This is a genomic window from Kitasatospora sp. NPDC057738 (genome assembly GCF_042798815.1).
GTDB classification, from domain to species: domain Bacteria; phylum Actinomycetota; class Actinomycetes; order Streptomycetales; family Streptomycetaceae; genus Kitasatospora; species Kitasatospora lactacystinica.
This window is the reverse complement of record NZ_JBHVJT010000029.1, coordinates 50,061-71,399: the sequence shown is the minus strand read 5'-3', so window position 1 is coordinate 71,399 and position 21,339 is coordinate 50,061. Positions and strand designations below refer to the sequence as shown.

General features: G+C 72.6%; 12 protein-coding genes and 2 pseudogenes. 7 read left to right on the top strand and 7 right to left on the bottom strand.

All coding sequences use genetic code 11. From position 1 onward, the window contains the following. Positions 1-63: 63 nt before the first annotated feature. The gene (locus ACFVGO_RS18025) at positions 64-2,037 is read right to left on the bottom strand and encodes a B12-binding domain-containing radical SAM protein (protein ID WP_380632725.1); all 1,974 of its coding nucleotides are present in this window, start codon (positions 2,035-2,037) and stop codon (positions 64-66) included. Between the two features lie 528 nt (positions 2,038-2,565). Between ACFVGO_RS18025 and ACFVGO_RS18020 the strand changes: the two genes are divergently transcribed. Then, on the top strand, positions 2,566-3,048 hold the full coding sequence (locus ACFVGO_RS18020) for a hypothetical protein (RefSeq protein ID WP_380352678.1): 483 nt from the start codon (positions 2,566-2,568) through the stop codon (positions 3,046-3,048). Between the two features lie 88 nt (positions 3,049-3,136). Further along, a pseudogene (locus ACFVGO_RS18015) lies at positions 3,137-3,756 on the top strand (alpha-galactosidase). 166 nt (positions 3,757-3,922) lie between these two features. Here the strand turns inward: ACFVGO_RS18015 and aspA are convergent. The 5 genes from aspA to ACFVGO_RS17990 all read right to left on the bottom strand — a co-directional run bounded on the left by aspA (position 3,923) and on the right by ACFVGO_RS17990 (position 9,483). Continuing rightward, on the bottom strand, positions 3,923-5,332 hold the full coding sequence (gene aspA / locus ACFVGO_RS18010; RefSeq protein WP_359897255.1) for an aspartate ammonia-lyase: 1,410 nt from the start codon (positions 5,330-5,332) through the stop codon (positions 3,923-3,925). A 37-nt stretch (positions 5,333-5,369) separates the two neighbouring features. Further along, positions 5,370-6,386 carry an asparaginase gene (locus ACFVGO_RS18005; protein ID WP_359897253.1) on the bottom strand — a complete coding sequence of 339 codons (1,017 nt, stop codon included), beginning with the start codon at positions 6,384-6,386 and terminating at the stop codon, positions 5,370-5,372. A 108-nt stretch (positions 6,387-6,494) separates the two neighbouring features. Beyond that, positions 6,495-7,934, bottom strand: a complete 1,440-nt coding sequence (locus ACFVGO_RS18000; protein WP_359897252.1) for an amino acid permease — start codon at positions 7,932-7,934, stop codon at positions 6,495-6,497. Next, the gene (locus tag ACFVGO_RS17995) at positions 7,931-8,608 is read right to left on the bottom strand and encodes a FadR/GntR family transcriptional regulator (RefSeq protein WP_359897292.1); all 678 of its coding nucleotides are present in this window, start codon (positions 8,606-8,608) and stop codon (positions 7,931-7,933) included. The genes ACFVGO_RS18000 and ACFVGO_RS17995 overlap by 4 nt, the downstream gene beginning before the upstream one ends. An 86-nt stretch (positions 8,609-8,694) precedes the next feature. Next, positions 8,695-9,483, bottom strand: a complete 789-nt coding sequence (locus ACFVGO_RS17990; RefSeq protein WP_359897251.1) for a gamma-glutamyl-gamma-aminobutyrate hydrolase family protein — start codon at positions 9,481-9,483, stop codon at positions 8,695-8,697. A 265-nt stretch (positions 9,484-9,748) separates the two neighbouring features. Between ACFVGO_RS17990 and ACFVGO_RS17985 the strand changes: the two genes are divergently transcribed. Further along, on the top strand, positions 9,749-10,657 hold the full coding sequence (locus tag ACFVGO_RS17985; RefSeq protein WP_380352682.1) for a LysR substrate-binding domain-containing protein: 909 nt from the start codon (positions 9,749-9,751) through the stop codon (positions 10,655-10,657). Positions 10,658-10,731: 74 nt separating this feature from the next. Here ACFVGO_RS17985 and ACFVGO_RS17980 read toward each other — a convergent pair whose 3' ends face one another. Continuing rightward, positions 10,732-11,994 (bottom strand): hypothetical protein, encoded by a 1,263-nt coding sequence (locus ACFVGO_RS17980; protein ID WP_359897248.1) that lies wholly within the window; start codon positions 11,992-11,994, stop codon positions 10,732-10,734. A 1,160-nt stretch (positions 11,995-13,154) separates the two neighbouring features. Here ACFVGO_RS17980 and ACFVGO_RS17975 point away from each other — a divergent pair. The 4 genes and pseudogenes from ACFVGO_RS17975 (at position 13,155) to ACFVGO_RS17960 (ending at position 21,214) form a co-directional block, all read left to right on the top strand. Next, entirely contained in the window at positions 13,155-14,519 is a 1,365-nt protein-coding gene (locus tag ACFVGO_RS17975; protein ID WP_380632719.1) for an alpha/beta fold hydrolase, read from the top strand. Then, a complete protein-coding gene (locus ACFVGO_RS17970) occupies positions 14,519-16,141 on the top strand; it encodes an alpha/beta fold hydrolase (protein WP_380632752.1) in 1,623 nt (540 codons plus the stop codon). Before ACFVGO_RS17975 ends, ACFVGO_RS17970 begins: the two co-directional genes overlap by 1 nt. Positions 16,142-16,156: 15 nt before the next feature. Then, positions 16,157-16,381: pseudogene (locus ACFVGO_RS17965) on the top strand (DUF4436 family protein); the annotation flags it as partial. 564 nt (positions 16,382-16,945) lie between these two features. Then, a complete protein-coding gene (locus tag ACFVGO_RS17960) occupies positions 16,946-21,214 on the top strand; it encodes a LamG domain-containing protein (RefSeq protein WP_380632716.1) in 4,269 nt (1,422 codons plus the stop codon). The last annotated feature ends 125 nt before the right edge of the window (positions 21,215-21,339 follow it).

The following is a 21,339-nucleotide window of genomic DNA, read 5'->3' as shown; positions in this document are numbered from 1 at the left end:
TTCGTCTCGGTGTACCGGTGTCTGTCCTGTGCGCGACGTCGGTCGGTGGGCCCGGCGGCCCGGTCACCCGGTGGCGGTGCCGGCCGGTTCCCGCCGCAGCCCCAGCGCCGTCACGTGGCGCTCGGTCAGATGGTGTTTCGCGGCGAAGGCGCGCCGCTGCGAGGTGTTGCGGATGACCAGCTCCGGACGGGACAGCAGCTGACGGACCGGGTCGCGGATCTCCAGCCGGTCCCCGGGCCGGACCAGCGGGTCGGCGGTGCGCGGGACCGACACCTCCAGGAAGGCGTAGCCGCGGCCCCGGGACACCGTCAGGTTCACGAACAGCAGGTCGGACGCTACGCGCTCCACGTCGAGGCCGCCACCGGTGCGCAGCGCGGCGCTCAGCTCCCGGACGTCACAGTCGAAGGCCCGGAAGACCGTCCCGTCCTCGGTCAGCTGGCGCTGCAGGGCGTACCGCAGTTCGACGTACGCCATGAGGTCGCGCAGGACCGGGGCGCACGGTCCGAGCCCGTCCAGGACCTCGGCCGCCAGGTACCGGCACAGGTCCGGGACGAACCCGTAGAGGTAGTAGTCCGGCCGGAGCTGCTCCGGGCCCACGTGCCGGTGCTGCCAGCGCGTCCAGCCGGTCAGCACCTGCCGCAGGTCGGCGCCGGCGGTGCGCAGCGCGAGGAACAGCGTCGGGCAGGTGTAGGTGGCGGCGGAGATCGCCTTGGCCAGGTCGCGGTCGAGGTGCGGCGTCGGGATGTGGTAGAAGCTCGGGAAGATGTCGGGGTGGCGGGTGACCGTCGCGATCTCCTCCTCGTCCAGCAGGAAGAGCGAGATGTCGGAGCTGTGCCCGTCGAAGCGCAGCTCCTCGCGGTGCTCCTCGTACAGCGGACTGCCCACCAGCGGCGCCAGCAGGTGCATCTGCGCCTGGGTGTCCGGCGAGAGCTGCAGGACGTCGAGCGCGAGGTCGAGCGAGGCGACCGCGTCCTCGGTGGTCTCCTCCGGGAAGCCGACGATCAGGGAGGCGGTGCAGGAGATCCCCCGGTCGGTGCCGGAGCGGATGACCGGCAGCACCGCGTCGGTGCGCAGCCGCTTGCGCACCAGCGGCTGCATCCGCTGGGATCCGGTCTCGATCCCGAAGAACATCCCGCGGCAGCCGGCGGCGGCCATGGTGGCCAGCAGTTCGTCGTCCACCCGGTCGGTCCGCGCGCTGCACGCCCACTCGAAGCCCTGCCCGCCGTCGAGCAGGGCGGCGCAGAACGCCAGGACCCACCGCCGGTCGACGGTCAGCATGTCGTGCACCAGGTCGAACCGGGTGAATCCGTGGGCGTCCCGCAGGTGCCGCATCTCGGTGATCAGCCGGGCCGGCGACTTGATCCGGTAGTCGCGGTTGAAGAACACGTTGGTCGAGCAGAACGTGCACCCGTACGGGCAGCCCCGGCCCGCCTCCACCGGCGCGAGGTCCTGCAGGGTCCGCTCGAAGGGGTACAGGTCGTAGGCGGGGAAGGGCAGTTCGTCCAGGTCCTGCAGCAGGGGTGCGGCGGGTTCGCGCACCGGGCCGCCGTCCGGCCCCCGCCAGGTGGTGCCGGCCACGCCGGCCAGGTCGTCGCCCGCCGCCCACCGGTCGAGCACCCGGACGAGGGACCGGTCCGCCTCGTTGCGCACGATCGCGTCGATCCAGCCGAACTCGCGCAGGGTCGCGACGTCGACCACGGAGGCCTGCGGGCCGCCGAGCAGGATCCGTACGTCGGGATCCAGCTCGCGGCACTGCCGGGCCAGCGCCAGCGTCTGAGGGTAGGAGTTGCACATCGTGGTGAGGCCGACGACGTCGGGCCGGGACTCGCAGATGAGCTCCGCCACCTCCCGGTGGAACTCGGGCCCGTCCCCCACCCGGCCCTCCAGCAGCGCGAGCGTCGGATCCACCACCACCGGTTCGTGCCCGCTGCGCCGGGCCACCGCGGCCAGCCCGAGGAGGTTCAGCGGCACGTACGGCGAGGGGACCTTGCCGAAGTGCCAGTCCGCGTTGAAGCACGTCACGAGAGCCAGTCGCATCCTCGGCCCACCACACCCTGTCCCGGCCCCGGGGACCGTCGCTGCCGTCGCGTCGAAGAGTCGTCTACTCCGCGCGCGCACGACGCGCCAGCGGCCACGCCGCCACCCCAGGCCGAGCACCCCGCCCGGGCGTACCTTCGTGGCCGAAACGGGCCAAAGCGGGCCAAAAGGGGCCGGCCCGGTTCCGCGATCGTGCGGTGCACCCCGTGAAGCGCTTCGACGCGCTGAAGGCCGCTCCCCGTCACGCGAAATTCACAGACCGGGGTCTACTCGCATAGACAACGGTGGGGCATCCTGGTGCGATGCCGGCGCTCGAAGCCCGTCGTTCCCGTTGCCCGGGAACCGCGGGCGGTGGCGCCGGACGGATCGGTCGGCCCTCGCGCCGGAGCACCGCCGCGTCACCGCACTGCGTACGTCCCCTTCGTCCGGGCCGGTTCCCCAGGCCCGGCTCCGGGCTTCCCGCCCTCCTGCCGAGGCGCGGCAGGAGGGCGGGAAGCCGAGTCGGAGGCACACCATCCTCACCGGGAGATGCAGATGAAGCCACGCACCGCAGCCACCGTCGTCGCCCTGGCCCTGGCCGGCCTCGCGCTCTCGGCGCCCACGGCCGGCGCCAGCGGCACCAAGCTGTCGCAGTCGACGGCCGCCAGTCAGCTCAGCAACGCCGGCGTCACGTGGAGCTCCAGTGGGGGCTGCACCACCAGGTCCAACTCCACCTGTACCTCGTTCGACCAGATCAACTCGGGCACGGTGAGCGCCGTCATCACCCTCAAGCAGGCCAGCGGCTGCGCCATCAACATCACCGGCGGGACCGAGGTCGGCCACGCCTCCGGCACCTACAGCCACTACAACGGCTACAAGGTCGACATCGCCCGCAGTTCCTGCATCGACAACTACATCCAGAACAGCTTCACCTACATCGGCCTCCGGGGCGACGGCTACCCGCAGTGGAAGGCCGCGTCGGGCAACCTGTACTGCAACGAGGGCAGCCACTGGGACGTCCTCATCTACTGACGCCGGCCTCGGGTGCCGGCGCCCCGAGGGGCGCCGGCACGCCGGAAGGGCGTCGGCCACCGCGACGACAGCGCCGGCCTCGGCGACTATCGGGTCCTGCTCCTCCGGCGGCGCCCGGATCGACTACGGCATCCTGGAACGCACCGACCGGACATGGGCTTCGGACACCAACGACCCCGTCGAGCGCCAGCGCATCCAGTGCTACACCGGGCTGTTCATCCCCCCGAGCTGACCGGCAGCCACGTCGGCGCTGCCACCGCCCACACCACCGGACGCACCAGCCCAGTACCCATCCGGCTGGCCACCGCGCCGTTCGGGCACGCCGGCACCGAGTGGGACATCACGGCCTGCTCCGAGGAGGAGCTGGAACGCCTGACCGCCTGGGTCGGCCTGCACAAGCGGCTGCGGCCGTCGCTGCACGGCGGGCGGACCGTCCGCGCCGACCACCCGGACCCGTCGGCACGGCGTGGTCTCGCAGGACACCGCCGTCCCGTGGATCGCCGAGGGTTCGATCCGCGCGTCGGGGGCGGTGCTGTCCGCCGTCGGCCTGGCGGCGCCGCTGGTCGACCCCGCCGCCAGCCGGCGGTGGAACTCCATGTCGTTCTCGATCAGCGCACGGCCCGGGCAGGCCGTGCCGGGGCCGCGCGGGTGCGCTACCGACGGAGGACGGCCCGCGGCGAGCTCCGGTCGAGGATCACCGGCGACTGATCCACCGCTCCGGGGCAACGGGCCCGGCCCGTCGACCGCGATCGGGCGGCGGCGAGTTCGGCGCCCCGGGGGATCGGGATGGCGGCGACTCCGCACCAGTGACCGGCCGTCAGGATCAGCACCGACCGCGAAGCGGCCCGGAAGCCGGCGGCCTCGGCCGCCGTCCTCAGGCCACGGCCGCTCCGCTGCCGGCGATGACCTCGGGCCGCAGCAGGGCCGCGAGCCGCTCCGCCGGGAGCAGGCCCCTCTCCAGTACGAGTTCGGCCACGCCCCGGCCGCTGGCCAGGGCCTCCTTGGCGATGTCGGTGGCGGCCGTGTAGCCGATGTGCGGGTTCAGGGCGGTCACCAGCCCTATGGAGTTCTCGACGGTCGCGCGCAGCACCTCGGTGTTGGCGGTGATGCCGACGACGCAACGCTCGGCGAGGGTGTGGCAGGCCGCTCGCAGATGGGTGATCGACTCCGACAGGGAGTGCAGGATGATCGGCTCGAAGGCGTTGAGCTGGAGCTGCCCCGCCTCGGCGGCCATGGTGATCGCGACGTCGTTGCCGATCACCTCGAAGGCGACCTGGTTGACGACTTCGGGGATCACCGGGTTGACCTTGCCCGGCATGATGCTCGAACCGGCCTGCACCGGTGGCAGGTTGATCTCGCCGAGGCCGGCGCGCGGCCCGGAGGACAGCAGTCGCAGGTCGTTGCAGGTCTTGGACAGTTTGACGGCGACGCGCTTGAGGACGCCGGACATCTGGACGAACGCGCCGCAGTCCTGGGTGGCTTCGACCAGGTTGGCGGCGGTGACCAGGGGCAGCCCGGTGATGTCGGCGAGGTGGCGCCGGGCGGATTCGGCGTATCCGGCGGGGGCGTTGAGCCCGGTGCCGATCGCGGTGGCGCCGAGGTTGATCTCGTGGATGAGTTCGACGGCTTCCGCGAGGCGGCTGCGGTCCTCGTCGAGCATGACGGCGAAGGCGGAGAACTCCTGGCCGAGCGTCATCGGCACGGCGTCCTGCAGCTGGGTGCGGCCCATCTTCAGGACGTCGTGGAACTCGGCGGACTTGCGGGCGAAGGCGTCCTGGAGGACGGCCATCGCGTCGAGCAGGCCCCGCACGGCGAACACGGTCGCGATCCGGACGGCGGTCGGGTAGACGTCGTTGGTGGACTGGCCGAGGTTGACGTCCTCGTTGGGGTGCAGGTGCCGGTACTCGCCCTTGGCGTGGCCCAGCAGCTCCAGCGCCCGGTTGGCGACGACCTCGTTGGCGTTCATGTTGGTCGAGGTGCCGGCGCCGCCCTGGACGACGTCCACGACGAACTGGTCGTGCAGCTTGCCGGCGCGGATCTCGCGGCAGGCGGCGACGATCGCCTCCGCCTTCGCGGGTTCCAGCAGGCCGAGTTCCTCGTTTGCGAGGGCAGCGGCCTCCTTCACGGCGGCCAGCGCGTCGATCAGGTGCGGGTGGGCGGAGATGGGCGTGCCCGTGATGGGGAAGTTCTCGGTGGCGCGCAGGGTGTGGACGCCCCAGTAGACGTCGGCGGGGACGTCGCGGTCCCCGAGCAGGTCGTGTTCGCTGCGGGTGGCGGCGGTCATGTGTGTGCGGGTCCTCTTCTCGGAGTGGTGGGTCGGGTCACGCGGGGGCGAGCAGGGCCGACGGGTCCAGCGCCGCCACCGGCCGCACGCCGCCGACGGGCCGGCCGCCGCCGGTCGCCGGCTCCCCCGCGAACCCGGTGAGCAGCCGCGGGTCGACTCCCGCCAGCGCCAGGGCTGCCGCCGCCACCGGGACGCGCGCCCGGTTCGCCCCGTCGGCGATCTTCAGGGCGATGGCGCGGCCGTCCGGCAGCGCGGCGATCTGGACGCCCTCGAAGCCGTCCTTGGTGAGCAGCCCGGGTACCGCGTACATCAGCTCGGCCATGTCCCGCCCCGCACCGGAGGCCATCTCCGGGTGGCTGCGCAGGGCGTCCGCCACCCTGAATTCGGGGGTCCCGGGCGCGCCGGTGGCGATGCGCGCGGCGGCACGGGCCAGGCCGCGCAGGGAGACGGCGAACAGGGGGGTGCCACAGCCGTCCACGGTGGCGCGCGCGATGCGCTGGCCGGTGAGGTCCTCCACGACTTCCGCGATCATCCGCTGGAGCGGATGCTCGGGGGCGTCGTAGTCCTGCAGCGGCCATCCGTTGAGCTTGCAGAGGTGGAGCATCGCGGCGTGCTTGCCGGAGCAGTTCTGGGCGAGCCGGGAGGGAGCACGGTCCTCCCGGATCCAGGTGTCGCGGACGGCCGGGCCGAACGGCAGGTCCGGAACGTTGCGCAGGTCGTCCTCGGTGAGGCCGGCGAGCTCCAGGATCCGCCGGGCACCGGCGAGGTGGCGTCCCTCGCCGGAATGGCTGCCCATCGCCAGGGCGAGCAGTTCGCCGTCGAGCGGCAGTCCCGCGCGGACCATGGCGACGGCCTGGACGGGCTTGAGGGCCGATCGCGGATAGAACGCGGCCTCCGCGTCGCCAAGCTGGAACCGGACCTCGCCGTCGGCGCCGAGGACGACGACGGAACCGTAGTGGGTGCTCTCGACCACGCCGCTCCGGGTGACGTGGGCGACGGGCGCGTGGCGGGGTTCACGGATCGCGGGCGCGTCCGTGAGGGGGCTGGTGAGCATGACTGCCTCGATCGGTGATGGTGTGGGGGCGCTGGCCTACGTGCCTGCGGGCGGCGGGCCCGGGCGGACGCGCGGTGGGTCCGCGCGGTCCTCCCGGACCGCCCGGGTTCAGTCGTCTGCTCCGGCGGCGGTGCGCGCGACGCGCCCGCGGATCGTGTACCAGCCGGCGACGAGTGCGGCGGCGATGAGCGGTATGCACAGCACGGTGGTGCGTCCGGCTCCGCCCTCGGCGTACATGAGGACCAGGACGGCGGCGAGGAAGGCCAGCGTCACGAGTTCGGTCCAGGGCGAGCCGGGCAGTCGGTAGCCGGGGCGGGTCAGTTCACCGGTCGTGCTCTTCCGCCAGAACAGCAGGTGGCAGACCATGATCATGCCCCAGGTGGCGATGATGCCGACGGCCGCGAGGTTGAGCACGATCTCGAACGCCTCGGCGGGGACCACGAAGTTGAGGCCGACACCGAGGACGCACATGCCGCTGGTGAGCAGGATGCCGCCGTAGGGCACGTGGCTGCGGCTCATCCGGGCGGTGAAGCGCGGGGCCGATCCGTTGACGGCCATGGAGCGCAGGATGCGGCCGGTGGAGTAGAGGCCCGAGTTGAGCGAGGACATCGCCGCCGTGAGGACGACCAGGTTCATCACGCTGCCCGCCGCCGGGACACCGATGTGGGAGAGCACCGTCACGAAGGGGCTCTGGCCGGAGGTGTAGGCACTCCACGGCATCAGCATCGACAGCAGCACGACCGAGCCGACGTAGAACAGGCCCACGCGCCACATGATCGAGTTGATCGCCTTCGGCATGATCTTCTCGGGGTTCTCGGTCTCCCCGGCCGTCACGCCGACCAGTTCGACGGAGGCGTAGGCGAAGACGACGCCCTGGATGATCAACAGCATCGGCAGCAGGCCGTTGGGGAAGATCCCGCCGTTGTCGGTGATCAGCGACGGACCGGGTACGACGCCGTCGACCGGGTGCCGGGTGACGAGCAGGAAGATCCCGATGCCCATGAAGACGACCAGGGCACTGACCTTGACGATGGCGAACCAGAACTCGAGTTCGCCGAAGATCCGCACCGAGATGAGGTTCACGGTGAGGACGACGGCCAGGGCTACGAGCGCGACCACCCACTGGGGAACGTCGGAGAACAGGTGCCAGTAGTGGGTGTACGTGGCGACGGCGGTGATGTCGGCGATGCCGGTGGTCGCCCAGTTGAGGAAGTACATCCAGCCGGCGGTGTACGCGCCCTTCTCCCCCATGAACTCCCGGGCGTACGACACGAAGGCGCCGGAGGAAGGGCGGTACAGGACGAGCTCGCCGAGCGCCCGCACCACGAGGAACGCGAAGACTCCGCAGATCGCGTACGCGACGAACAGGGAGGGCCCGGCATCGGCGAGCCGGCCGCCCGCGCCGAGGAACAACCCGGTGCCGATGGCACCGCCGATGGCGATCATGTTGACGTGCCGGGCTTTCAGGGACTTGCTGTAGCCGGCGTCACCGGCGTCGACGTGACGGGTCGTGGGGCGCTTCTCGTCTTTGAGGAACTGCTCGCTCACGCCTCGGCTCTGCCTTCTCTTGGGGTGTCCGCCCGCTGGGGGCGCACGATGTCGGTGAGGGTGGCCTCCACGCGGTGGAGGTGGTGGGACATCGCCTCGACGGCGTCGGTCTCGGAACCGTCGATCAGGGCCTCGACGATCGCCCGGTGCTCGCAGTTGGACTGCTCGCGCCTACCACAGAATTCGTTGAGGAAGGTCGACTGACGCGCCAGTGCGTCACGGATCTCCTCGATCACCCGGCGGAACACCGGGTTGCGGGAGGCCTCGGCCACCGCCAGGTGGAACACGGTGTCCAGGGCGACCCACGCGGTGGTGTCGGTCTCCCGCTCCATCCGGTCGAGCAAGTGGGCCAGGTGGTCCAGGTCCTCCGGGGTCCGGCGAAGCGCCGCGTAGCCGGCGACCGGGATCTCGACGTGCCGGCGGACTTCCAGGAGGTCGCCGGCCGCGTAGTCGCCGAAGGTGGGTTCCTCGACCGTGTTCGCCACGACGAAGGTGCCCTTTCCGGTCTTCGAGACCGTCAGGCCCATGGCCTGCAGGGCACGGAGTGCCTCCCGCAGCACGGGCCGACTGACCTCCAGGGTCCGGCACAGCTCTGCTTCCGAGGGGAGCTTGTCCCCCACGGCGTACTGACCGCGCTCGATGGCGCTGCGCAGGTGGCCGAAGACCGCTTCCATCGCGCTGACGCGCCGCGGGATCGCCCCACCTGTCTGGCTGTCTGACAGGTTCACGGGCTGATCCTGGGGTTCGGAGCGCCGTGGTGTCAAGACCCCGGAGTCGTCCGCGAGACCTCCGGTGAACTCGGCCGCACACGCACCTCTCGCTCGCCGACGCGAGTCGGCGCAGGGGTCGACGTCGACCTGGCCGCGGCCACCAGAGCATGCACCACCGCCGAGTCGAAGGCCATCTCGGGATGCCACTGCACGCCGACCGCGAAGCGGTGCCGGGTGCTCTCGATCGCCTCGACGGTGCCGTCCGCCGTGCGGGCGGCCACGATCAGGCCGGCCCCGAGGGACTCCACCGCCTGGTGGTGGTGCGTGGCGACCTTGCGGGTCCCTGGAAGGAGCGCACCGATCCGCGTCCCCGGCACCGTGGTGACGGCGTGGGGGGAGAAGTGCCCGCCGTGCAGGTTGTGCCCGTGGTGACCCAGCCTCTCGGGGAGGTGCTGGATCAGGGTGCCGCCCGCGTGCACGTTCATCAACTGCATTCCGCGGCAGACTCCGAGCACCGGCACGTCACGCGCGAGAGCCTCGGCCAGCACGGCCCGCTCCCACCGGTCGCGCTCGCGCACCGGCGGTCCCGTGCACGGATGCGGCCGCGCCCCGTACAACGCGGGATCCACGTCCTCACCGCTGGTCAGGACGATCGCGTCCAGACGCGCGACGACGTCGGGCGCGGCCTCCGGCGCGTCCGGCGGCAGCAGGACCGCACGGCCGCCCGCCGCCTGGAGGCAGCTGACGTACGCCGCGGGAAGCAGTGCGGCGGGCAGCTCCCACTCCCCCCACTGGGCATCGGCGAGGTAGGTGGTCAGTCCGATGAGTGGCTTGGGCATACCACTTCCTTCCAGGGGGCGGGGGTCGATCGTCGACGGCCGTCTCCCCCCGGCCCATCCGCTCGACGGAGGCGGGTGCGGGCGGGCTGGGGAGGAGGGGGTGCACGGCCCCTCGGGCACACGGACGCGCCCGAGGCGGGTGGGGTGGGTCGCGGACCCGGGGGCGGAGGCTTGCGCATTCGGGCCGCGAGCAAGAATCCTGCTGCCGTTCATGCTTAAGCACAAGAAAAGACATCTTCGCGACAGATAAGTGAGCCTTAACTCCGTGCAGAGACTCGACCCCCGGTTGCTCGCCACCCTCGAAGCCGTGGTCCGCCACGGCTCCTTCAACGCCGCCGCCCGCGAGCTGGGCTACAGCGCACCCGCCGTATCGCAACAGATCGCCGAACTCGAACGCCGCGCCGGCCTCATCCTGATCGAGCGCCGACCCGTGCGCGCCACCCCGGCCGGCAGGGTCCTCCTCGACGCCGAGCAGCGCGTGCGGAGCGCACTGGCGGCGGCGGCCGTGGAACTCGACGCCATGCGTGCCGGCACGGCCGGACGGATCAGGCTCGGCGCCTTCGCCTCCTCCGCCGCGGGCATCGTCCCGAAGGCGCTGGCGGAGCTCCACTCGATCTATCCGGACGTGCAGGTCAGCCTCTCCCAGGTGGAACCGGACGCCGGCTACAACCGGCTCAAGCGGGGGGACATGGACCTGGCCCTCAGTTACGACTACGACTTCATTCCGGTGCCACCGCCCCGGACGCTGCGCCGACTGCTGGTCGCACGGGACCCGGTCGTGGCAGTCGTCCCGGCGGACCACCACCTCGCCCACCGGGACGTCATCGACCTGGCAGACCTCGCGTCCGAGACGTGGATCGCGGCTCCGGAGGCCGCGTTGCGCCTGGAACTGCTCGCCCAGATGGCCAAGACGCCGGGCTTCCAGGCCCGCTTGGAATACGACGGCGACGACTTCAACACCGTGCTCGGCTTCGTCTCCGCCGGCCTCTGCGTCGCCGTCATGCCGAGGCTGGCCCTTCCCCCGGGCATCACCCAGGTCGTGGCGCGTCCCCTCGCCGGTCCGGAGCTGACGCGCTTCATCTACACCGTCCGCATCGACACCCGGCACGCCCCGCGCGCCCTCCTGGCCCTGGAACGGATGCTCGCCGCGCAGGCACTGGCCGCCCTCTCATGAGCCGGGGCGACGCCGCGACGAGTGCGCGGCCGAAGGATGCCGGCCGCCCGTGGGCCGGCCCTCCGGGCAACCGCTCACGCCCCCGAGGGGATGCTCCGGTCGGCGGTGAGCCGCTCACGCCACTCGGCCACGGCGACGGGGGACATCGCCGCGAGACGGGCGATCACCTCGTCGTCCCGCCCGTCGGTCCAGCTGAGGACTCGGGTCAGGACCGTGTTCCGGACCAGGCGGACGTCCTTGAGCAACTCCTCCAGGCGCTTGAGTTCCTCCCCCGTGGCGGCGAGCATGTCGTCCACCGCCGCCCTTTCCTCGGCCCGCTGTTGCCACAGGTAGGCCGTCAGGCCGGTGAGGACCACGCCGTCGTCGGCCGCAGCGCCGCGGAACGTCTCGGCGAGGTGGTCCAACACGCAGTCAGGGGCGTCGGCGAGACTCGCTCCCACGACCTTCGCGCTCTCCCAGCTGCTCCGTCCGGCATCGCTGGTCCGCAGCCAGAGCCCGGCCTCGACCGGGACGCGGTCGCCGCAGGCGGCCGCGCGGTGGGCGTACAGAGCCGCGCGGTGACCGTAGAACGCGTAACCTTCCTCGATCCGAACGCCCGCCGGAGCGCACATCCGTCCCGGAACGCCGCCGTAACCGGATTCGGGTTCGTAAGCGGCGCAGCCGTCCAACTCGGCGTCGGTGGCCGTCGCCCAAGCCGGGTCGCACAGCTCCGGATTCCGGGCGAGGAAGTCGGCCACCTCGACCCGCCATGCGGGAACCGGACTCATGCGGGGTTCGGCCCAGACCACCGTTCCCGTCTCGTCGAGCGTGTACCGGCAAGCCTGTTCGAGATCGGTCCAGGCTGTGGCGGCTTCGGCGGACCATTCCAGATCCTCGCCGGGGCCCACACGGTGCAGCGAGCCGATCACCCGCTGGACCAGGGGCAGTACCCGCCGGACCAGTGCGTGGAGCTCCTCGGCACCGAAGAAGCGCCAGGTGTCGGTGCCCTGGTCGTCAACAGCGCGGTGGGTGAGCGGGAGGGCGAAGACCGCCGGGGAAGGCAGAGCGCCATCGCCGACCGTGGCCCGGCGGTGTCCCGGGAACCAGAGGTCGGCGTCCTCGTCCCGCGTTCGCCAGTCGGTGTCCCCGAACCAGACGGCACCGGTCGCGGCATCGACGGCGAGCCACTGCTGGTAGCCGTTACCCGGCCCGAACCGTTCCTGGTGGTGCTCGGCCTGCCGGTCGTGCCACACGTACTCCGCTGGTGGCGGATTGAGCTGGACGGCGACGAAACCGTCCTGCGGGGTGTACCCGACGACGACGTGTGCGGCCGGTTTGCTGTCTTCGGTCCCGGACATGCGGCTCCCTCCGTGCCGGACCGTGGCGGTTCCGCCACTGTGCGGCACCGAGCCTGCCCTGCGAGAGTCGTACGATCAAATCCGATCAGTAGTGGACTTGTCACGCCGCGAGGGTCCGTGCACGAGCGGAGCCGAGGGCGGGCGATCGCAGAACGCCGATGCCCCCACCTGCACGGCAGGGCATGAATCCGGCCTTGACGCGACGTCACCGGGCGTCGCATGATCAGCGCGTGAACCTGTCAGACAGCAAGACAGGAAGTCCGAGTCCACGCCGGAACCCTGCACCGGCGTGCGGAACCTGCATGGAGCCGTCCGAACCGGCGGCCCAGACGGTCCCGGGCACCCGGGCGGAACCGGAAGGGCCCTGACACGCCGCTGTGCCGGGCTCAGTACTCGAGCGCCGGCGGGGTGTGCGCAGCAACGCCCGGTTCGGCAGCCGTTGGAGAAGGCGCAGCCCCAGGATCCGGCGTCGCCCGGAACGGGCTTCCCCGTCGGCAGTGGGCTGCTGCTGCGGACGGCCGGCGTCCCTGGCAGTGGACGGGGCCACCCGCCCACGACGCGCCCGGCCGGTCGGCCTCGGCGGAGCACATCGGTAGTTGTTCGCCTGGACGCCGCCCCAGGCACCGGCGCTGGCCCGGCGACTGGATCCGGCCCGAGGTGAGGACCGTGCTGTAGTCGCACTGTGACCGCGGCCTCGGCCCGGGCGGCCACGCCGCCCGCCGCGGCCGGAGCGGCCACTGCTCCGAGTGGAGCCCACGAGTGGTGGCCGTCTCCCGGCGGCCCGAGGCTGGGCTGCGCAGTCCCCGGACGAACCGTGCGGCGGCGGCCGGCACCACGCGGCGCCGTCCGTTCCGGGGCCGTGAGAGAGACGGGACCACATGATGGGACAGGGCGACAGCCCGGGCCACCCGCCGTCCGTCCACGGGAGCGCCCGGTCCGGGCGAATACCGGCGCGACACCGGTGGGGACGGCGAGGCTCCCGGGGCGCACGCACCGGGACAGCGCTCGCCACGGCCGGTCTGGCCGTCCTGGGGGCGGCCGGCCCGACGCCGGCCGGTGCGGTGTCACCGGCCGTCCGCGCTCCCCTGTCGGGAACCGCGGCACGGTTCGTGCCCGGCGCCTGCCCGCGGACCCCCGAGCCGGTCCCCGGGCGCTGCGGCATGCTGGAGGTCCCGGAGAACCGCGCCGACCGCACCGGACGCACCATCCGGCTGGCCGTCGCGATCATCCCGGCCGTCTCGGCGACGCCGGCCGGGGACCCGGTGGTGTTCATGGAAGGCGGGCCCGGGGGCGACGCGTTCGGGAGCGTCCCCTTCCTCCTCGATTCCGGCGTGAACCGAGACCGCGAGCTGATCGTCATGGCCCAGCGCGGCACGCTCCACTCCCAGCCGGCCCTGCTCTGCCCGGAGATCGACCGGTTCACCGCGGAGTCCGTCGGGCTGCGCTACGACGCGCCGTCGACCGGGCGGCGGCTGGTACGTGCGGCGAGACAGTGCCACGACCGGCTGACGGCCGACGGCATCGATCTGGACGCCTACAACACGACCGAGAACGCCGACGACTTCGCCGATCTGCGCGAGGCGCTGGGCGTCGACCGCTGGAACGTCTACGGGTACTCGTACGGCACCGAACTGGCCCTCACCCACCTGCGGCGACACCCCGAGGGGATCCGCTCGGTCGCGATCGACTCGGTCGTGCCCCCGGACATCGTGAGCCTGCCGTGGACCTGGGACAGCGCCCGGGAGGGCATCGGGGCGATCCTCGCGGCGTGTGCGGCGCAGCCCGTCTGCGGGAGCCGCTACCCGGACCTCCCGGACACGCTGACGGAGCAGGTCCGGCGCCTGGAGGCGGGTCCGCTGCGGCTGGCGGCGCGGCCGCCGTCGGGCGGCGAGCCGGTGGAGGTCGTCCTCGACGGGGGCGCCCTGGTGAACCTGCTGGTCGCCAACTCCGTGAAGGCCGTCGACGTCCCCGCGGCGCTCGACGAGCTCGCCGACGGGAATCCGGAGCGCTTCGCACGGGCCCAGGCCGCCGGCGCGAAGACCCCGGTCGGCGAGATCGGCCACGGCCTGACCCAGTCGGTGGCGTGTAGCGAGTGGGTGCCGGGGTACTCGCGTTCCGACGTTCTGGAGGCCGGCCGCGAGGCCTTCCCCGGCTGGCCGGGCCGGGTGCTGGCGCAGGCACCGCAGCTGCCCTTCGAGTACGGCGTGTGCCGGGCCTGGGACGTCCCGGACCGCACCGGCGTCCAGCGGGTGGCCACCGTCAGCGACGTGCCCGCGCTCGTCCTCTCCGGCACCTTCGACGCCAAGTCCGGGGCGGCCTGGGGCGCGTACGCGGCCCGGACGCTGTCCCGCTCGACCACCGTGCGGATCCCCGGGATCGGCCACTGGGTGGTACCCCAGTCCCCTTGCGCGCAGAGCGTCCTGGCCTCCTTCCTGGCGGATCCGACCGCGCCGCCGGACACCGCTTGCGTGGCCGGGCTCGCCCCCGAACCGTTCACCATCACCCCCGGCCCGGAGTCCGCATGATGTCCATCCGCCCAGCCCGGCACCGGCGCACCGCGCGACGGCCGCTGACCACCCTGGCCGGGGCCACCGCCGCCGTCCTCGTCCAAAGCCTCGTCACCGGTCTCCTCACCGGCCTCGCCACCGGCCCGGCCGCGGCGCCCGCCCGGGCGGCGTCCGGCGCCGGGGAGCCCCTCGGCACCGTCGCCCGGACGGCGGGCCACGCCCGCTACGCGCCGGGCCCCTGCCCGAGGACCGCCGACCCGTCCCCCGCGCTGACGGGGGCCCGCTGCGGAACGCTCACCGTGCCCGAGGACCGGGACGACCCCGAGGGACGGAAGATCACCCTCGGCGTCGCGATCGTGCCGGCCACCCACCGGAAGGCCGACGACCCCATCGTGTGGCTCGCCGGCGGGCCCGGCGACGACGCGGTCTCCGAGATCCCCCTGGCGCTCAACGGCGACCTGAACCGCGACCGGGACGTGATCTTCATGTCCCAGCGCGGGACCTACTCGGCCGACCCGGCGCTCACCTGCCCGAACATCGACGAGTTCAACGCGAGCGCCCTCGACCTCGTCTACGGCGCGCGCTCCACCGGGCGCCTGCACGTCCGGGCGACGCGGGCCTGCCACGACGAACTGGAGGGCCGCGGCGCCGAGCTCGGCGCCTACAACAGCACCGAGAGCGCCGCCGACTACGCGGACCTGCGCAGGGCGCTGGGTGTCGAGCGGTGGAACGTCTTCGGCATCTCGTACGGCACCGACCTGGCCCTCACCTACCTGCGCCTGCACCCGGAGGGCATCCGCTCGGTCGGCATCGACGGCGTGCTGCCGCCGTCCCTGGCGGGCGGGGCCGTGACGTGGAAGGCGGCGCGCGAGGGCTTCGACGGCCTGTTCGGGGCCTGCGCGCGGCAGCCCGCCTGCGCCGACCGCTACCCGGACCTGAAGGGCACCTTCGAGCGCCTCGTCGGTGAGCTCGAAGCCGACCCGGTCAGCACCACCGTCACCGTCCCGGGCCACCCGGAGCCGGTCGAGGTCGTACTGGACGGCGGGGTCCTGGTGAACTGGCTGGTCTCCGCCACCCATCTGGCGGCCGGAGTGCCCCGCTCCATCGACGAGTTGGCCCACGGCGACCCCCGGCGGATCGCCGAGCAGTGGGCGGGCGGCAAGCTCAGCCCGCAGGCCGTCGGCAGAGTCTCCCACGGGCTCGCCTACGGCGTCTTCTGCAGCGAGTGGACGCCGTTCGAGAGCCGGGCCGACGTGATGCGGGCGGGGCACCGCGCCTTCCCGTCCTTCCCCCGGTCGGTGGTGGCCAATGCCCCGCTGCTCGCCTTCCTCCAGGCGGACTGCCGTGCCTGGGACGTTCCCGCCGCGCCGGACTCGATCCGGGACGTGACGGACAGCGACGTCCCGACCCTCGTGCTCTCTGGCGGGTTCGACGCCCAGACCGCACCGAGCAGCGGGCCGTACGCCGCCCGCACGCTCAGCCGCTCCACGGAGGTGACGGTCCCCTACGTCGCCCACGTGGTCTTCGCCGACTCGCCGTGCGCCCAGTCGATCACACGGTCGTTCTTCGACACCCCGACCGCACCGGACACCGGCTGCCTCGCGGGTCTCGAGCCGCCCGCGTTCGAGATCGCGCCGTAGGGCCTTCCGGTCCCCGTCGTGGGCGGGATGGCGGCGACCCTGTTCGCGCTGGTCGGCATGCGCAATGCCGCGCCGGGCGGGCCGCCGATCGGCTCGCCGATCGACTACATCGCGTTCTTCCGGGCCGAGGCGATCATCGCGACCGGCGGGCGCCGCACCACCCCGTACGGTGCCACACCGCACCGTACGATCCCGGTCGGCGCGCGCACGGCGCGAAACGCATCCTGGTCAATTCCCTGAAATCCTTTCGACTTGGGTTCCGTCAGCAGTGATTCAAGAATCGTATACGAACCTGCATGCCGGACGGGAGAGCCGATCCGGGCACCAGGACCCCCCTGTCGAACCCTCCGATCCCCCCTCGGTGTCTCCAATTCCGTGCCTTTCCGACTTGAACAACAGCAGGTCAGAGCCGTGAGACAGGCGTGAGACAGGCGCCCGGACAGGTCGCCCCGGCCTACCGACCGCCCGCGCCCCCTACAGTTCTGCCCTGGCGCCGAGGAAACGGCCTTCACGGGGCGCACACGACGGCGCGCTCGGGACATCGAGTGCGGACCCGATGCCCGACCAGGCGGGATGTCTCCGATTCCGGCCGCGTCCCCATCGGTTTCACCCGTTCCGTGGACCTCCCCGCAGGCCCGATTCGGTGCCGTCATTTCACGATGTCGGTCGATCTCGAATTGGTTAACAGTGCAAAGAAAAAGGTGGAGGCGATTCGCCCAGGGCTGGTTCGCCGCCGCGCTGACCGTGGGGGCGTTGCTCGGGGCGGGGGTCGTTCCGGCGACCGCCGCGGGCGGCGCGGGTGCCGTGGGCACCGGGCCCGGTCAGGGGGCGACGGCGGCCGGTGCGGTTTCCGCCGAGGGGCCGGAGGGCCTCGCGGTCGCCGAGGCACGGCGGACGGGCAAGCCGGTGGACGTCGCGCAGAAGCGGAGCGAGTCCAGTGACACGGTCGCGCAGCCGGACGGACAGCTGGTGACGACGACGTACGTCCAGCCGCACTGGGTGCGCCGGGGCGGTACCTGGGTGGACATCGACCCGACCCTCACCGAGCGGCCGGGCGGCGTGGTGGCGGCCAAGGCGGCGACGGCCGAGGTGGAGTTCTCGGGCGGCGGCAGCGGCCGTCCGCTGGTGCGGATGGCCTCGGCGGGCCGGGAGCTGAAGCTCAGCTGGCCCAAGCCGCTGCCCAAGCCCGACCTGAAGGGCAGTACGGCCGAGTACCACTCGGTCCTGCCGGACGTGGACCTGCGGCTGACCGCGACCCGGACCGGGTTCACCCAGGTCCTCGTGGTGCACACCCCGCAGGCCGCGAAGAACCCCGAGCTCGGGCGGCTCCGGCTCGGCCTCCAGGGCGACGGCCTGACGGTCGCGCAGGCCGCGGACGGCTCGATGACGGCCGTCGACAAGGGCGCCGGCGGCACGGTCTTCGAGGCCCCGACCCCGGTGATGTGGGACTCCGCCACCAAGGTGGCGCCGGCCGCCGAGCCCGCGCAGACCTCCCGCCCGCAGGAGCGATCGCTCGCGGCGCAGGCGCCCGCCGCCCAGGCACCCGCGGCCCAAGCGCCCGAGGCCCCGTCCCTGGCCGCCCCCGGCGAAGGGGCGAAGGTGGCCCGGATCGGCGTGGAGCTGCCGAAGACGCAGGACGGGATGGTCCTCACCCCGGACCGGTCCATGCTGGACGACCCGGGCACGGTCTACCCGGTCATGATCGACCCGGCCTGGAGCACGCCGCACGCCGGCGACTGGGCGGGCGTCTCGCAGTACTGGCACTCGCAGTCGTACTGGCACTTCACCTACAACGGCAAGTACGTCGGCGACTGGGGCGTCGGGTACTGCGGTGACACCTCGCGCTGTCAGCCGCGTGACGTGAAGCGGGCGTTCTTCCAGGTGCCGACCAGCCAGTTCGCCGGGAAGCACATCCTCAGCGCCGAGTTCGTCGCCAACGAGAGCTGGTCCTTCGACTGCACCCACCAGACGCCGGTCGAGCTCTGGAACACCGGCTACATCAGCTCGGGCCTCACCTGGGACAGCCAGAACGGCAGCGGGTTCTGGAACCGCTACCTGCAGACCATCTGGACGGCCAAGGGCTGGAGCGGTGACTGCCCGGCCGGCCAGCTGGAGTTCGGCGGCGACTCGGGCCCGGTCCGCGACCTGGTCCAGGACGCGGCCAACTGGGGCTGGTCGTCCACCACCTTCGGGCTGCGGGCCCGCGACGAGAGCGACCTCTACGGCTGGAAGAAGTTCACCGACGACGCCGCGCTGCGGGTCCGCTACAACGTGCCTCCGCGCCAGACCCCGATGAGCGACCTGACCATGTCGCCCGGCATGTGCGTGTCCACCGGGGTCAAGCTCAACAAGTGGCCCCAGCTCACCGCGAAGGCCGGTGACCCGGACGGCGAGGCGGTCGGCCTCCAGTTCGCCGCCGCCTGGGACGACGGCACCACCGGTTTCCGGCGCCGCTGGTGGTCCACCGGCGCGGAGGGCACCGCGCCCGGCTCCGACACCTTCAAGGCCTCCGGCTCGGCCTTCTCGATCACCCTGCCCGCGCTGCCGGCGCCCGCGAAGGGCCAGTACGGCTGGGAGGTGCGGGCCTGGGACGGCGCCGAGTGGGGGCCGTGGTCCTCGGACGGCGACCCGACCGACTGCTACTTCTCCGTCGACACCACCGCGCCCGACGGCCCCGCCATCACGTCCTCGTCCTACCCGGGCTCCTCGGACGCCACCGCCGCCCTGCCCTGGACCGACGGCGTCGGCCGCTACGGAAGCTTCACCGTCAGGTCGAAGGCCACCGACGTGGCCAAGTACCAGTGGGTGGTGGACGGCACGGCCCTGACCAACGAGGTGGCCGTCAGCGGCGGCGCGGCCGCCACGGTGAACCTTCTGCCGGAGAAACCCGGCCTGCACACCCTCACCGCCCGCGCGATCGACGGCTCGGGCAACGCCTCGCAGCCCGAGACGTACTACTTCAACGTCCTGGCCGGCCAGCCGCAGCGCGCCGGGTGGTCCATGGACGACGCCTCCGGCACCAGGCTGACCGGCACGGGCGGCGGGTCCGACGCCACGCTGGGCTCCGGCGCGAGCCCGCAGTCCCCCGGGCACCTGGGCGAGGCCCTGGCCTTCGACGCCACGGCCAACGGCTACGCGAGCACCCAGGGCGCGGTGCTCGACACCGCCAGGAGCTTCACCGTCTCGGCCTGGGTGAAGCTCGCCAACGCCGACCGCAACCGCTCGGCGGTCTCGCAGTCCGGGTCGTACATGCCCGGCTTCAGCCTCGGCGTGCGCAACGGCGGCTGGGCCTTCGAGACGGTCAGCACGGACGACGTCGGCTACGGCTACCAACTGGCCGGCGCCACCGGTCCGGCGGCGCTGAACCAGTGGACGCACCTGACCGGCGTGTACGACGCCGCGGCCAGGACCGTGATGCTGTACGTCAACGGCGTGCCGGCCGGTGCGCCGGTGGCCGCCCCGGCCTCCTGGTCGGCCCGGGGGTCGCTGGAGCTCGGCCGGATGCGCTACCGCAGCGGCTACAACGACCCGTGGTCGGGCGCGCTGGACGAGGTGAAGGTCTGGGACCGCGCGCTGTCCGCGAGCGAGGCCACCGACGTGGCGGCCGACCGGCAGCTCGCCACCGGCCTCCCGGCCAAGGCGGTCTGGCACCTCGACGGCAACGCCCGCACCGCACCCGGCGCGTCGGAGTCCGACGACCTCACGGTCTCCGGCGCGGCGCAGCTCGGCATCCCCGGCGTCGCCGACAAGGCGATCCGCCTGGACGGCACCAGCGGCTACGCCCGCACCGCGCGGCCGGTGGTCGACGGGACGAGGAGCTTCTCCGTCTCCAGCTGGGTGCGTCTGCCCAAGCTCGCCGACGGCGACACCGCCGCGCGCGTGGTGCTCGACCAGATCGGGGCCCACAACAACGAGTTCTCCCTCTACTACTCGGCCTACAGCAAGAAGTGGATCTTCGGGCGCTACAAGGAGGACAGCGCCGCCGACACCCTGGTGCGCGCCGTCCAGCCGGTCTGCACGGGGCCGGTCAACGGCATCCCCTGCTTCGGCCCGAACGAGGGCCAGTGGACGCACCTGCTCGGCGTCTCCGACGCCACCGCGCAGAAGCTGCGCCTGTACATCAACGGGACGCTGGTCGGTGAGACGGACTACGTCCAGACCACGCCCTGGCCCGACCCCGGCCCGGTGCAGATCGGCGCCATCAGCCGGGAAGGCAGGAACGGCGACTTCTTCGACGGCGACATCGACGACGTCCGCCTCTACGACCGGGTGGTGACCGCCACCGAGGCCGCCGACCTGGTCAAGCAGCGACCGCAGCTGGTGGGCCGCTGGCGACTCGACACCGCGGCCGGCTCTCCGCTCGTCTCGCCGGACGACAACAGCACCGCCTCCGGAGCGCAGTTCGGCGACGGCGCGAGGACCAACCCGGGCGGCGGGCTCCTCCTCACTCCTGGCACACTCCAGCTGGACGGCGTCAAGGGCTACGCGCAGAGCGCCACCACCCCGCTGCACGCCGACCAGAGCTTCACCCTCGCCGCGTGGGCGGACACCGCCGGCGTCCCGACCCGGGACATGACGGTGCTCTCCCAGGCGGGCGCCAACGGCGACGCGGTCACCGTGCGCTGGCACTACCTGAAGGACGATCCGGCCACCGGCGCCCACCTGGGCGAGTGGCAGGCCGAGGTGAACACCGGCGACGGCGCCACCACCGGCCGCACCGTGGTCGCCCACTCCCCCGCCACGAGCGTGCTGGAGAACTGGACCCACCTCGCGGTGACGTACGACGCCCTGGCGGGACAGCTGTCGCTGTACGTCAACGGGCAGCCGGAGAACCAGCTCTGCACCAGCGGCGACTCCTGTGTCTCGCGGACCTCGTGGGGCCCGGCCAGGCGGCCCTTCGACGCCGGCCCGGGCCTGCAGTTCGGGCGGGCCAGGACGGGTGCCGGCACCTGGGGCGAGTACTTCTCCGGCGAGCTGGACGACGTCTGGGCCTACCAGGGGATCCTGAGTGCGGCTCAGATCGCCAGGCTCGCGGACTACAACACCGAGATCCCGACGACCACCGGTCCCTGACCGGGCCGGGAGCCCGGGGCGGGGGGGAGGGGAGGCGTCCCGCCCCCCCCCCTCCTTCTCCCCCCCTTCTCCCCCCCCCCCCCCCCAAAAAAAAAAACACACCCGCCAAACACCCCCCCCCCCCC

What these genes read in the sequence shown, in the direction of transcription:
- ACFVGO_RS18025 (WP_380632725.1), bottom strand. Translation starts at nt 2,037, where the DNA reads ATGCGACTGGCTCTCGTGACGTGCTTCAACGCGGACTGGCACTTCGGC.
- ACFVGO_RS18020 (WP_380352678.1), top strand. Translation starts at nt 2,566, where the DNA reads ATGCAGATGAAGCCACGCACCGCAGCCACCGTCGTCGCCCTGGCCCTG.
- aspA (WP_359897255.1), bottom strand. Translation starts at nt 5,332, where the DNA reads ATGACCGCCGCCACCCGCAGCGAACACGACCTGCTCGGGGACCGCGAC.
- ACFVGO_RS18005 (WP_359897253.1), bottom strand. Translation starts at nt 6,386, where the DNA reads ATGCTCACCAGCCCCCTCACGGACGCGCCCGCGATCCGTGAACCCCGC.
- ACFVGO_RS17995 (WP_359897292.1), bottom strand. Translation starts at nt 8,608, where the DNA reads ATGGAAGCGGTCTTCGGCCACCTGCGCAGCGCCATCGAGCGCGGTCAG.
- ACFVGO_RS17990 (WP_359897251.1), bottom strand. Translation starts at nt 9,483, where the DNA reads ATGCCCAAGCCACTCATCGGACTGACCACCTACCTCGCCGATGCCCAG.
- ACFVGO_RS17980 (WP_359897248.1), bottom strand. Translation starts at nt 11,994, where the DNA reads ATGTCCGGGACCGAAGACAGCAAACCGGCCGCACACGTCGTCGTCGGG.
- ACFVGO_RS17975 (WP_380632719.1), top strand. Translation starts at nt 13,155, where the DNA reads ATGCTGGAGGTCCCGGAGAACCGCGCCGACCGCACCGGACGCACCATC.
- ACFVGO_RS17970 (WP_380632752.1), top strand. Translation starts at nt 14,519, where the DNA reads ATGTCCATCCGCCCAGCCCGGCACCGGCGCACCGCGCGACGGCCGCTG.